This is a genomic window from Streptomyces saintjeani (assembly GCF_055409605.1).
The window spans coordinates 2,065,148-2,077,968 of record NZ_CP189624.1 but is presented as its reverse complement, the minus strand read 5'-3'; the positions used below and the strand labels follow the sequence as shown (position 1 = coordinate 2,077,968).

Sequence of the window (12,821 nt, the reverse complement as noted above, 5' to 3'; positions counted from 1 at the left end):
GACACTTAGTAGTGGATCGGTCGATACCGGCCGGTCCACCGATCACCACGATGAACGAGGTACGGAACTTCATGAACGACGACAACCACTCCGAGTACGACCACGGAGCGCTCGGTGAAGCCGAGGCCGCCGAGTATTCGGCGTTCATGGAGCTCGCCGCGGAAGAGGGCTTCGACACCGAGGACGTCGAGGGCGCCATCGAGGAGGCGGGGCACGGCCCGCTGCCGGTGCTGGCCGTGGTCGGGCGGCCGAACGTCGGGAAGTCGACGCTGGTCAACCGGATCATCGGACGGCGCGAGGCCGTCGTGGAGGACAAGCCGGGGGTGACCCGGGACCGCGTGACGTACGAGGCCGAGTGGGCCGGACGCCGGTTCAAGGTCGTCGACACCGGCGGCTGGGAACAGGACGTCCTCGGCATCGACGCGTCCGTGGCCGCGCAGGCGGAGTACGCGATCGAGGCGGCCGACGCGGTCGTCTTCGTCGTGGACGCCAAGGTCGGCGCGACGGACACCGACGAGGCCGTCGTACGGCTGCTGCGCAAGTCCGGGAAGCCGGTCGTGCTGTGCGCCAACAAGGTGGACGGGCAGAGCGGCGAGGCGGACGCCTCGTACCTGTGGGCGCTGGGCCTCGGTGAGCCGCACCCCGTCTCCGCGCTGCACGGCCGGGGCACCGGCGACATGCTGGACTCCGTCCTGGAGGCGCTCCCGGAGGCGCCGGAGCAGTCCTTCGGCACGGCCGTCGGCGGTCCCCGGCGGATCGCGCTGATCGGCCGCCCGAACGTCGGCAAGTCCTCGCTGCTGAACAAGGTGGCGAACGAGGACCGCGTCGTCGTCAACGAGATCGCGGGCACGACCCGTGACCCGGTCGACGAGCTGATCGAACTCGGCGGCGTCGTCTGGAAGTTCATCGACACCGCCGGTATCCGCAAGCGCGTCCACCTCCAGCAGGGCGCCGACTACTACGCCTCGCTGCGCACCGCCGCCGCCGTCGAGAAGGCCGAGGTGGCCGTCATCCTCATCGACGCCGCCGACTCCATCTCCGTACAGGACCAGCGGATCGTCACGATGGCCGTCGAGGCGGGCCGCGCGATCGTCGTCGCGTACAACAAGTGGGACTCGCTCGACGAGGAGCGCCGCTACTACCTGGAGCGGGAGATCGAGACGGAGCTGGGCCAGGTCGCCTGGGCGCCGCGCGTGAACGTCTCGGCGCGCACCGGGCGGCACATGGAGAAGCTCGTCCCGGCGATCGAGACGGCGCTGGCGGGCTGGGAGACGCGGGTGCCGACCGGCCGCCTGAACGCGTTCCTCGGCGAGCTGGTCTCCGCGCACCCGCACCCGATCCGCGGCGGGAAGCAGCCCCGTATCCTCTTCGGCACCCAGGCCGGCACCAAGCCGCCGCGCTTCGTGCTCTTCGCCTCCGGCTTCATCGAGGCGGGCTACCGGCGCTTCATCGAACGCCGTCTGCGCGAGGAGTTCGGCTTCGAGGGCACGCCGATCCATATCTCGGTGCGCGTGCGCGAGAAGCGCGGCAAGAAGAAGTAAGCGGTTACAGCAAAAGGGCGGCTCCCGACGGAGCCGCCCTTTTTCAGTACCCCCGGCGCGGGCCCGGCGGCAGCGCGGGGAGGTTCTGCGTCCCCTGGTACTGGTACGGCTGCTGCTGCCCCAGCGTCCCCACCCGCTGCCACTGCCCCTGCTGCCGCGCGCTCTGCGCCCCCGCGCTGTAGGCGCTGTACGTGCCGGTGTGCGACGCCGCGTACCCCCCGGCGTACCCGCCGCCGCCGTGTCCGGACCCGCCCCCGAACGCCGTGAACCCCAGCTCCTCCTCCCCGCTCCGGTCGCCCGGCAGCGCCCGGAAGGACTTGACGTACTCGGTGTAGAGCGCGTCGTAGATCGGGGTGGCCGACTGCGGGTCCTGTCCGGGGCGGGCGGGCGGGATCGCGGCGTAGGACGGCCACCGGGAAGAGTCGTATGTGTGCACGTCAGTCCAAACGACCCGGGTGGGCAAGGGATGCGGTGCGACAGGTGTGACCGGGGTGAGGGTCACGTGCCCGCGAGGGGCAGGGCCGCGGCCACCAGGCGTCCGTTCGCGGCGGCCTTGTCCAGGGCGTCCCTCAGCAGGTCCTCGCGGGGCTGGCGGCCGATGGAGCCGACCGGGGCCGCGAACATCAGTACCTGCTGGTGCTTGTTGGCGGCGGCCCGCCAGCCGTCGGTGACCTGGAGCGGCTGGTGCGCCTGCCACCAGGCCGCCGGCTGGGCGCCATGGGGGCCGGGCTGGAGGATCGCGTGCAGCTGGCCGACGGCGAGCAGTACCGACCAGCCGTGCCGTACCGGCGGCACCTCGGTGATCTGGCCGACCGGCTGGAAGCCCTGCTCGATCAGGAGCGGCAGGAAGTCGTCCCCGGCGCCGGTGGAGCCGGGGCGCGCGATCGGAGCGGTCGGCTCGACGACCAGCGCGGGGTGCAACTCCCCGGCGATCAGCAGGAGTCCGCTCGTCACCCCGAGCACCGCCTGCTCCGGTACGGCCTTGGCGGGCTCGGGTGCGCTGCCGATGGAGCGGACGGCGCCCTGGAGCTGTTCCTCCGTCACCTGGACGACCTGGGAGGGCAGGCAGCCGGCGTGGGCGAAGGCGAGGACGGCGGTCTCGTCCCCGATGAACAGGACGGTGCTGGTGCGCTCGTGCTCGGAGTCGCCCGGGGTGCGGCAGGACGTGCAGTCGTAACTGCCCGGGGCGTTGTCTCCGGTGAGCAGCCGGTCGGCTTCTTCGTCGCCGATCTCGGTGCGTACCTCGTCGCTGACGTCGAGCATGCGCGGCACGGGGGCTCCCTCGGGATGCGGTGCTGTGGCGGGCCGGGTGGGTCCCCGGCTCATTCAGGCTCAACGGGCGAGCTGTGGTGGGAGTCACGCACCTGGGAGGACTGAACCGAGCCACCTGACGCGGTCGGTCACTTTGGGGTGTGATTCGAACACGCATGGTCAAGTAACGGGCGGGTTACGGGCCTTGGTTCCGTGAGGTGACTCACAGGGCGCTCTGGTTCATGGTCGACATATCGCGAAATGATGGGATGTGAAGGCTGTTCAATCCTCTTTGTTACCCCCGGTAACTCCTAACTGGCCTGCGGAAACAGGGAGTTGGTTGCTAACGCCTCGTCAGGCCTCCTAGATTCCTCCGCCGGTGCACAGAGCACCACCCGGAACCTGTGCGGCGACCGCGCTGGGACAGACAGCGCGCCGATGCATCACGTCGGCGCACAGGGGGCGGAACGCGATATCGGCGTCCATGCGCGGATAGCGTCCCGCCCGTCAGGGGGAAATCCGGGTCCGTGGAGAGGGAACTTCATGTCCGAGTGTGCCGATAACACCCGCCGCGCCCGCACGACCGCTGTCCTTGCCGGGGCAGCGCTCCTCGCCCCCCTCGGTCTGCTGGCCACGAGCGGCAACGCCGCCGCGGCCGACAGCGGGGTGTGGGACAGGATCGCCAAGTGCGAGAGCGGCGGCAACTGGCACATCAACACCGGCAACGGCTACTACGGGGGACTCCAGTTCTCCGCCTCCACGTGGCGTGCCTACGGCGGGACCGCGTACGCGTCCACCGCCGACCAGGCGTCCCGGGAGCAGCAGATAGCTGTCGCGAGCAAGGTCCAGCGCGGGCAGGGCTGGGGTGCCTGGCCCGTGTGCTCGTCCCGTGCCGGGGCCTACGGCGGCGCGCCGTCCAACTCCGGTTCGGGGTCAGGGTCTTCGGGCTCCGGGTCGGCCAACTCCGGCTCCGGGTCGGTGAAGAAGTACAAGAGCGAGAACTCGTACAAGAAGAGCTCCGCCAAGAAGGGCTCCACCGGGGAGAGTTCGCGCGAGAACTCGGCTCCCGAGCGGTCCTCGCGCGGGACCCTCCGGGCGACGCCGGGCGCGAACTACACCGTCCGCGCCGGTGACACGCTCAGCGGCATCGCCGAGCGCAACGGCACGACCTGGGGTCGGCTGTACTCGGCCAACAAGGCCGCCATCGGGGGGAACCCCGACCTGATCATGCCGGGGCAGCGGCTGCTCGTCTGAGCCGCCGCCCGAGCGTCCGGGACCGGGTCCCATCCGGTGAGCCGACCGGGTGGGACCCCCGCCGTCGTGTGGCGCGGCTGGGGGAGGGGTACGGGGGCGCTGTCTACGGTGACGCGATGTTGCTCGTGCCTCTGCTGACGGCCCTGCTGCCGCTCCTCGTCGCTCCGTCGCCCGTGCCGGTCTCCTACGACTGCGCCCGCGATCAGTGGCCCTGGGCCTGTGTCGCCGAGTGCGAGAGCGGGGGGCGTTGGGACGCGAACACCGGCAACGGGTACTACGGCGGGCTCCAGTTCTGGGCGCCCACCTGGAAGGAGTTCGGGGGGCTCTCGTACGCCCCGCGCGCCGACCTCGCCTCCCGGGAGCAGCAGATCGCCGTCGCGCGGGAGGTGTTGGCGCTCCAGGGGTGGGAGGCGTGGCCCGCGTGCTCCGAGCGGTACCGGCTCCACGGGCGCGTGTACATCGTGAAGTCCGGGGACACGCTCTCCGGGATCGCCGCCGAGTACCGTGTCGCGGGCGGCTGGAAGGCGCTGTACCGGGCCAACAAGGATGTGGTGGGGGCGTATCCGGACCGGCTCAACCCCGGTACGTTCCTCGTGCTCCCCGCGTCCGGGGCCCGGGAGCGTCCGACGGCCGTCTTCGGGCCGCCGCTGACACAGGTGCCGGTTTGATCTCGCTGTGGCTCAAGTGGCTGTCGTACAACGGCGATTGACTGCAAGATGCCTTCTGGCAGGCCGACGTCGACACATGGTGGTGCATCAGATGGCTCTCCGGAACGGCACGCTGCGGGTGGCAGGGGTGGCCGCGCTTCTCCTCGCACTCGCCGCGTGCAGCCACGACCCCGACGACAAGCTGCCCCGCTTCACCCCGTCGCCGTCCCCGTCCTCGTCCCGGCCCACGGCTCCCGCCGACACGGCCGCCGCGCAGCAGTCCATCCGCGCCGCCTGGACGAAGTTCTTCGCCCCTGGGACGTCCCTCAAGGAGAGACAGTCCTTGCTGGAGAACGGCAAGCTCCTCGCGGGGGTCCTCCGGACGTACGACGCGTCCGCGGGCGGCGCCGACGTCAAGGAGATCCGGTTCGCTTCGGACAAGCGGGCGCTGGTGACGTACACGCTGCCGGGCACGGCCTCGGACGCGACCGGCACGGCCGTCGAACAGGCGGGGGTGTGGAAGATCTCGGCGAGCACGCTGTGCGCACTGCCGAAGCCGACGCCGACGGCGACTCCGGCGGGGGCGCCGGTGTGCTGAAGGGGTTCTGGGCGAGGCCGGCTGCGGGGGAGTGCCGTGAAGTTGTGGCGTGGGGAAGGCGACGTCCGGCGCTCCGATCCGCAACGGCATCAGCTCGTCGGCGACGACGGCCACCCGCCCCGCCCCGGCCGTTCGCCCGCCGTCGGCCCCCTGGAACCCGGCATGATGCCCGCTCCAGCAGGGTGCGTGTGCGGGAGTCGGGTATTTCCCACGGTTCGTCAGATCACCGGACCGGGCCCGGAAGGAGAATGCGCCAGACGGCCGGAAACGAATTGAGGCGTGGATTTCCAGGGCCGCGCCCGAGCCTGCGGCAATTGCGTTCGAATACGCACGGAACTCGTCCGGATCCGCTCGTACGTGTGACGGACCGGGACCGAAACACGCCCCGTGATCCTGTGACTGAAGTGTGACCAGAAGCGGGAACCCGGGCTTCACGCGGCGCGATCGGTGGGCCTAGCGTGGCGCCATGGCACCGATTCCCCCTCCCGCCGAGGAGCCCCAGGACAACCCCGAGGACTACGTCGGCCGCACGGCCGAGGACGCCGAACAGCGCGCCCGGCAACGGGGGTGGCCGACCGTCAGGTCCCTGCCGCCCGGCGCGATCATCACCATGGAGTACCGGGTGGGCCGCCTCAACTTCGAGGTCCGCGACAACCATGTGACCCGCGCCTGGAAGGGCTGAGACGCCCTACGACGACGGCGCCGGCCCAGTTTCCCAACTGGGCCGGCGCCGTCGTCGTAGGGCTCCGGGGTGTGCGTACCGGTGCTTCTCAGGCGCCGGGGCGGGCGGCCGAGGCCGTCGTACCGCGAGGCAGCCGGTCGGCGTGCGGGGGGCGGCGGCTGCCGATCGGGGTGACCGGGGTGCGCTCGGCGCGCGTGGTGTGCGGGCCGGGTGCCAGGTAGGCCGGGGCTCTCGGCGGGCGCGGGATCGGGGCCTTCTCCAGGTCGACGACCTTGCGGGGGGCCACCAGCGAGACGGGCACGGTGACCGGCGCGGCGGGCACGGGCGTGGGCACAGGCGCGGGCGCGGTGCTGCGACGGTCGCGCAGGCGGTCGCGCAGGTCCAGGATTCCGGCCTCGGCGCGGGCGATCAGGGGCTCGCACCAGGGGAGCGCCAGCAGGACCAGCAGGCCGGCGGCCCAGCCGAGCAGGACGTCGCTCAGCCAGTGCGTACCGAGGTAGACGGTGGTCAGGCCGACTCCCAGCGACACCAGCGCGGAGACGGCGGACAGCCAGCGGCGGGCTCTCGGCGTGGACGCCAGATACGCCAGGATTCCCCAGGTCACGACCGCGTTGGCGGTGTGGCCGCTGGGGAATATATCGCCGCCCAGGCCCATCTCGTTCGAGCCGACGGTCGTCGCGTAGTGGGGTCCGAGGCGGCCCATGCCGATCTTCGCGGCGCCGACCGTGATGTTCAGCAGCAGCAGCGAGGCGCCGAGCGTGAGCAGCGGGCGCAGGGTGTGCTGGCGCCACGAACGCCAGCCGAGCCAGGCCGCGACCATCACCGCCGTCGGGCCGCGCTGGCCGAGGACGACGTAGTAGTCGAGGAAGGCGTGGATCGACGGCCACTGCTGGTACGGCCGGAAGAACATGACCTGCCAGTCGAACCGGACCAGCCACGAGGTCGTCACCACGAGCCAGACGATCGCCAGGTAGAAGGCCAGGGTCGCGGACAGCAGTGCGACCCGGTGCCGGCTCATCCGCGGGAAAACGATGTGGGCCGGGCGTTCGGGCTCCCGGTCCAGTCTCGCGAACACCCGGTCCAGACGGGTGAGGTTTCGTTCGGTACGCACCCAATCGACGTTACAGCGAGTGAGGTCTGTTCCCCCGCGAATCCACGGCTTTGTGATGACGATGTGATGTGGGATTGCTCTCAGGATGCCGTTTATTCCCCCTCAATCCGAAATCGGCGGCCGTTCGTACCTTCATTTCCTTTGATCAATCGAGGTGCGAGTTTCGGCGGAGTTATGAATGAGTTCGACCGGTGGTAGTCGGGAATTAACGGGGTCCGCGAAAAGCGATCATGGCGGGGTCAGGGCGGTCCCGAGCCGTTCAGCCACCAGGCCCCGTACACCGCCGACGCCACCGCCGCGCCGCCCACCACCAGCACCGACCGCGCCGTACGCGACCTGGCCAGCGCGAGCGCGAACGGCAGCAGGACCGGGAACGCGGGCATCAGCAGACGCGGTTTCGAGCCGAAGTAGCTCGACGCGCACAGCGCGAGGGCGAGGACGACACCGGCGTACACGAGCACGGGCAGCGGCTGGCGCTGCCGTACGCAGACGGCGTACAGGCGCAGCAGCAGGGCCACCCCCGCGATCAGCGCCAGGCCCGCGAGGGCGCCGGGCGGGGAGGTGAACTTCTCGGCGACGAAGCGGGCGAAGGCGTAGCCGCCGTCGAAGCCGTTGCGCCAGCCCGCCTGGACGTCGAGATAGCCGAGCGGGCCGTCGCCGGTGCGGTGGCCGACCCACAGGACGTAGCCGAGCGAGCCGAGCGGCGCGAGCAGGAGCCCCAGGGCGCGCGGCAGGTTCCGCGCGCCGGTGGGTGTCCCCGCGCGCGGGGGCGGGGCGAGGACGGAGGTGTCGGGGGCGCGCGCCGCCTCCTGCGCGCCGGTCGCGGGCGCCGTGCCGCCGGGTGACACGGACGAGTGAACGGGCTCGCCGGAGGAACCCGGGCCGGGCGCGGTCCGTTCCCGGAGCAGGGAGGCCAGCCCGGCCACCCACACCGCAGCCACCACCGCGAGACCCACCGGGCGGGTCAGACCGGCCAGCGACGCGAGCACGCCCGCCGTGACCCACCGGCCGGTCAGGACGGCGTACAACGCCCAGGCGGCGAGCGCGGTGAACAACGACTCGCTGTACGCCATCGACTGCACGATCCCGACCGGGAGCACCGCCCACACCAGCACCGCGTACACCGCCGCGCGGGTGCCGTACAGATGGTCCGCGACCGCGAAGATCCCCCAGGCCGCGGCGAGAGAGGAGAGGAGGGAGACGGTGAAACCCGCGTCGGCGTACGACAGCGGGGTCAGTGAGTGGAGGAGGCGCTCCAGCCAGGGTAGGAGGGGGAAGAACGCCAGGTTCGAGTGGACGTCGCCGTTCGGGAGGCGGACCTCGTAGCCGTACCCCTGCTCGGCCACGCGGACGTACCACAACGAGTCCCAGCGCGCCGTCAACAACGTGTACGCGCTCTTGTCCCTCGCGGCGCTCCAGATCGCCAGCGCCACCAGGCCCAGGGCACGGACCGCCGCGTATCCCAGCAGGGCCGGGGCCGCCCGGCGCAGGGTCGGGGGGACGCGTGCCGCTGTCTCGGTCATGGGCCCGATTATCAGGGGGGTGTGGACGAGTGGTGTACGCCACATGGGTTGCAGGTGGCGTCTGAGAGGTCCGCCACGTGCTCGGGGGGCGAACTCGCGTACGCTGCGATGCACTCGCCGTTCGTCTGCGTGGGCCGGGGACACCGCTCCTCTCCGGCCGAGCCCTGGGAGTCCCCGCCCAGTGAATCCGCCGGACGTGCGAATCAGCTGGGAGGTACGCGCATGTCCGGGACCATGACGGCTACAGCCATGCGTGGACGCCCCGCCGAGCGGGCCGGGGGGCAGCGGTGGGTCGTGCTCGTCGTGTTGTGCGTGAGTCTGTTGCTGGTCGCCGTCGATGCGACTGTGTTGCACGTGGCTGTGCCTGCTGTCACCGAGGATCTCAAGCCCGGGGCCATCGAGCTGCTGTGGATCGTCGATACGTATCCGTTGGTCTGTGCTTCTCTGCTGATCCTTTTCGGGACCCTGGGGGACAAGGTCGGGCGGCGGCGGGTGCTGTTGCTCGGGTACGCGCTGTTCGGGGTGGCCTCCGGGCTTGCCGCCTTCGCCGGGAGTGCGCAGGTGCTGATCCTCGCGCGGGCTCTGCTCGGGGTCGGCGGGGCGATGATCATGCCGGCGACGCTGTCGATTCTTCGGCAGGTGTTTCCCGATCGGCGGGAGCGGGCGCTGGCCATAGGGATCTGGAGTGCGGTCGCCGCCGTCGGGGCCGCCGCGGGGCCGCTGCTCGGGGGGTTCCTGCTCGAACACTTCTGGTGGGGGTCCGTTTTCCTCGTCAACATTCCGTTGATGCTGGTCAGTCTGCCTGTCGGGCGGTGGTTGCTGCCCGAGTCCAAGGGGGAGAGCCATGGGCCCTGGGACGTCGTCGGGGCGCTCATGGCCGCCGCCGGGTTGTTCTGTGCCGTCCTCGGGGTCAAGCAGCTCGGTGGTGGGGAGTTCGGGGGGCTGACCTTTGTGCCGCTCGTTCTTGGGGGTGGGTTGCTCGTCCTCTTCGTGCGGCGGCAGCGGCGGCGGGACTGTCCGCTCGTCGATCTGCGGATGTTCGCCCGGCCCGCGTTCGGGACCGCCGTGCTGTGCATCGTGCTGGCCATGCTGGCGCTGGTGGGGCTGGAGTTGATCGCCGCGCAGTATTTGCAGCTGGTGCTGGGGCTTTCGCCGCTTCAGACCGGGTTGCGGTTGTTGCCTCTGACTATCGCGGCGATGGCCGCGGGCCTCGCTGGGGCTCGGTTGCTGCGGCGGGTCGGGCCCCGGCGGATGGTGTGCGGGGGGTTCGTGCTGACCGCTGTCGCCGTGCTGACGCTTACCGGGATGGGGGGATCCGACAACGCCGGGTTGTTGCTCGGGGGGTTCGTGCTGCTCGGGTTCGGGTTGGAGACGACCTTGTTCGCCGCGTACGAGTCGATGCTGAGTGAGGCTCCTGCCGAGCAGGCGGGTGGGGCTGCGGCTGTGGGGGAGACGTCGTATCAGCTGGGGGCGGGGATCGGGATCGCGTTGTTGGGGAGCGTGATGAACGCCGCTTACAAGCCGGGAGTGGTGGGGGTGGTGGGGGTGCCTGCGGAGGCTTCTGCTGCCGCTGGGCATTCGTTGGGGGAGGCGTATGACGTTGCGGGGGAGATCGGGGGGCCTGCGGGAGGGGTGTTGCGGCGGGTGGCTCGGGAGTCGTTCGTGCATGGGTTGCATGTGACGTTGCTGGTCAGTGCGGGGTTGTTGTTGCTGGGGGCGGTTATGGCGTTGCGGTTGCCGCGGGTTATGCAGGTGGAGGTGCCTGGGCCTCGGGGGGCTTGCCCGCCCGCGCGCCGCCCGTGACTGTTTGTTGGAGGGTGGGCGTCTCCTGTGGGGGTGTTGCGCCGTTGGCGGCTGGGGGTGTGGGGGTGGTTCGGGGGGTGTGGGGGTGGGTTGCTGATGAGGGCCGGGTGCGGGTTGTTTGTGGCTGGGCGCGCAGTTCCCCGCGCCCCTTAGGTGGGAACGGTCGCCTGCGTTGACAGTTCCCGTTCGTTTTCTCCCCTCGGCTCCCTCGGCCCCTCGGCCCCTCGGCTTTCCCGTCGTCGTGGGTTCCCTTCTGAGGGGTTGTTGGGGTGGGACTGTGGGGCGTAGGTTCCGGGGTGGTGTGTAACTAGCAGTGCTAGTTTTGGGAGGAAACGTGGGAACGTTCGATGCTGGGGATCTGCTCGGGATCGATGAGCTGCTGTCGCCCGAGGATCTTGCCGTGCGGGAGACCGTGCGGCGGTGGGTGGGGGATCGGGTGTTGCCGGGGGTCGCGGGGTGGTACGAGGCGGGGGAGTTGCCCGATGTGCGGGGGCTGGCCCTGGAGTTGGGGGCGCTCGGGGCCCTCGGGATGTCGCTTCAGGGGTATGGGTGTGCGGGGGCCAGTGCTGTGCAGTACGGGTTGGCCTGTCTGGAGCTGGAGGCCGGGGACTCGGGGATTCGGTCGCTTGTCTCCGTGCAGGGGTCCCTTGCCATGTACGCCATCCATCGGTTCGGGAGCGAGGAGCAGAAGCAGGAGTGGCTGCCTCGGATGGCCGCTGGGGAGGTGATCGGGTGCTTCGGGCTCACCGAGCCCGATCACGGGTCCGATCCCGGGTCCATGCGGACCTACGCCAAGCGCGACGGGGGCGACTGGGTTCTCAACGGGCGGAAGATGTGGATCACCAATGGGTCCGTCGCCGGGGTCGCCGTCGTGTGGGCGCAGACCGAGGGCGGGGTCCGGGGGTTCGTCGTGCCCACCGATGTTGCCGGGTTCTCCGCGCCGGAGATCAAGCACAAGTGGTCGCTGCGGGCGTCCGTGACCAGTGAACTGGTGCTGGACGACGTACGGTTGCCCGAAGACGCCGTGCTGCCCGAGGTCGTGGGGCTCAAGGGGCCGCTCAGCTGTCTGTCGCATGCCCGGTACGGGATCGTGTGGGGCGCGATGGGGGCGGCCCGGGCCTGTTTCGAGGCGGCCGTCGAATACGCCAGGACCCGGGAGCAGTTCGGGAAGCCGATCGGCGCGTTCCAGCTCACGCAGGCCAAACTCGCCGACATGGCGGTCGAGTTGCACAAGGGGGTACTGCTCGCGCATCACCTGGGCCGGCGGATGGACGCGGGACGGCTCCGGCCCGAACAGGTCAGCTTCGGCAAGCTCAACAACGTACGCGAAGCCATCGAGATCTGCCGTACGTCGCGGACGATCCTCGGCGCCAACGGGATCTCGCTGGAGTACCCGGTGATGCGGCACGCGACGAACCTCGAGTCGGTGCTGACGTACGAAGGCACCGTGGAGATGCACCAGTTGGTGCTGGGCAAGGCGCTCACCGGACTCGACGCCTTCCGCTGACCCCCGGACCTGAACCCCAGGGGGCAGGGCCGGTGAGCGGCCCTGCCTCAGCTCTGGTTGAAGAAACCGTCCGTGCGGTGGCCGCCGGGGTCGCCGTTGACGATCTCGGTGTTGGCCGGGGTCAGCAGGAACACGCGCGTGGAGACGCGCTCGATCGAACCGCGCAGGCCGAAGATGAGCCCGGCGGCGAAGTCGACGACGCGCTTGGCGTCGGCGGCCTCCATCGCCGTCAGGTTCATGATCACGGGTACGCCTTCGCGGAACAGTTCGCCGATCGCCCGGGCGTCCCGGAAGCTGTCCGGGGTGACCGTGCCGATCCGGCGGCCTTTCTCCTCGGCCGTGTCCGTGGCGACCTTGACCCGGGGGTCGGTGACCCAGGCTTCGCCGGAGTCGGTCCCCTCGGAGTAGTCGTCGTCGTAGTAACGCTCGTCGTCGTTGTCGTCGACGAGGCCAAGCCAGGCACTCGCCTTGCGCACCGATCCCATGGACGCCTCCTCTCACAGCGGTCTTGCTTGCTATCCGCAGGACCCATGGTCGTCCATGATGCGGATGTCGCGCCAAGTGGATAGACGCCGCGCGGGGGGTTTGTGACGGTACTGGTGCACAGCCGATTCGTCGAGAGTCCAAGTGCCCCAAGGGTCGTAACGTGTACGGCTGCTGACTGAGAGTGAAATACGATTCTTTGTGGCGGACGGGTGACAAGCGGTGCGTATGGGTGAACGGATGCGACCGTTCGGGCTCGACGCGGGCTGATTGTCAGTCTGCGTACGGATGCTGACCGAGCGTCAGGAGGGTGTGCGGGGTGAGGGGAGGCGCACGTGTGAAGGCGGGGAGGAGGGCATCGGGAGCGCCCCGGCGAAAGCCGTGGGGCGGGTGGCGGTCAGCTCAACAGGAACAGGACCAC

The 12,821-nt window shown here is 70.3% G+C and carries 12 protein-coding genes; 7 read left to right on the top strand and 5 right to left on the bottom strand.

Going from position 1 to position 12,821, the window contains the following annotated elements:
* The first annotated feature begins 50 nt into the window (after window positions 1–50).
* A complete protein-coding gene (gene der / locus ACQCO7_RS09225) occupies window positions 51–1,541 on the top strand; it encodes a ribosome biogenesis GTPase Der (RefSeq protein ID WP_464071356.1) in 1,491 nt (496 codons plus the stop codon).
* A 43-nt stretch (window positions 1,542–1,584) separates the two neighbouring features.
* Here der and ACQCO7_RS09220 read toward each other — a convergent pair whose 3' ends face one another.
* Both ACQCO7_RS09220 and ACQCO7_RS09215 read right to left on the bottom strand, forming a co-directional pair.
* Entirely contained in the window at window positions 1,585–1,977 is a 393-nt protein-coding gene (locus ACQCO7_RS09220; protein ID WP_464071355.1) for a hypothetical protein, read from the bottom strand.
* 62 nt (window positions 1,978–2,039) lie between these two features.
* Entirely contained in the window at window positions 2,040–2,813 is a 774-nt protein-coding gene (locus ACQCO7_RS09215; protein WP_464071354.1) for a hypothetical protein, read from the bottom strand.
* A gap of 522 nt (window positions 2,814–3,335) precedes the next feature.
* On the opposite strand from ACQCO7_RS09215, the gene ACQCO7_RS09210 reads away from it, so the two are divergent.
* From ACQCO7_RS09210 to ACQCO7_RS09195, 4 genes are all read left to right on the top strand, one after another.
* Window positions 3,336–4,046: a transglycosylase family protein gene (locus ACQCO7_RS09210; RefSeq protein WP_464071353.1), complete on the top strand. Its 711-nt coding sequence runs from the start codon at window positions 3,336–3,338 to the stop codon at window positions 4,044–4,046.
* Between the two features lie 116 nt (window positions 4,047–4,162).
* Window positions 4,163–4,714, top strand: coding sequence for a LysM peptidoglycan-binding domain-containing protein (locus tag ACQCO7_RS09205; protein ID WP_464071352.1), 552 nt, complete (start codon window positions 4,163–4,165; stop codon window positions 4,712–4,714).
* A 91-nt stretch (window positions 4,715–4,805) separates the two neighbouring features.
* The gene (locus tag ACQCO7_RS09200) at window positions 4,806–5,291 is read left to right on the top strand and encodes a hypothetical protein (protein ID WP_464071351.1); all 486 of its coding nucleotides are present in this window, start codon (window positions 4,806–4,808) and stop codon (window positions 5,289–5,291) included.
* A gap of 466 nt (window positions 5,292–5,757) precedes the next feature.
* Window positions 5,758–5,973: an I78 family peptidase inhibitor gene (locus ACQCO7_RS09195; protein WP_464071350.1), complete on the top strand. Its 216-nt coding sequence runs from the start codon at window positions 5,758–5,760 to the stop codon at window positions 5,971–5,973.
* Window positions 5,974–6,061: 88 nt separating this feature from the next.
* Here ACQCO7_RS09195 and ACQCO7_RS09190 read toward each other — a convergent pair whose 3' ends face one another.
* Both ACQCO7_RS09190 and ACQCO7_RS09185 read right to left on the bottom strand, forming a co-directional pair.
* A complete protein-coding gene (locus ACQCO7_RS09190) occupies window positions 6,062–7,084 on the bottom strand; it encodes a phosphatase PAP2 family protein (protein ID WP_464071349.1) in 1,023 nt (340 codons plus the stop codon).
* A 239-nt stretch (window positions 7,085–7,323) separates the two neighbouring features.
* Window positions 7,324–8,607, bottom strand: a complete 1,284-nt coding sequence (locus ACQCO7_RS09185) for a mannosyltransferase family protein (protein ID WP_464071348.1) — start codon at window positions 8,605–8,607, stop codon at window positions 7,324–7,326.
* 222 nt (window positions 8,608–8,829) lie between these two features.
* Here ACQCO7_RS09185 and ACQCO7_RS09180 point away from each other — a divergent pair, with 222 nt between their 5' ends.
* Together ACQCO7_RS09180 and ACQCO7_RS09175 are read left to right on the top strand one after the other, a co-directional pair.
* Window positions 8,830–10,410, top strand: coding sequence for an MFS transporter (locus tag ACQCO7_RS09180; RefSeq protein ID WP_464071347.1), 1,581 nt, complete (start codon window positions 8,830–8,832; stop codon window positions 10,408–10,410).
* A gap of 334 nt (window positions 10,411–10,744) precedes the next feature.
* Window positions 10,745–11,917: an acyl-CoA dehydrogenase family protein gene (locus tag ACQCO7_RS09175; protein ID WP_464071346.1), complete on the top strand. Its 1,173-nt coding sequence runs from the start codon at window positions 10,745–10,747 to the stop codon at window positions 11,915–11,917.
* 47 nt (window positions 11,918–11,964) lie between these two features.
* On the opposite strand, the gene ACQCO7_RS09170 is transcribed toward ACQCO7_RS09175, so the two are convergent.
* Window positions 11,965–12,402, bottom strand: a complete 438-nt coding sequence (locus tag ACQCO7_RS09170; RefSeq protein WP_010354399.1) for a cell division protein SepF — start codon at window positions 12,400–12,402, stop codon at window positions 11,965–11,967.
* Window positions 12,403–12,821 lie beyond the last annotated feature (419 nt).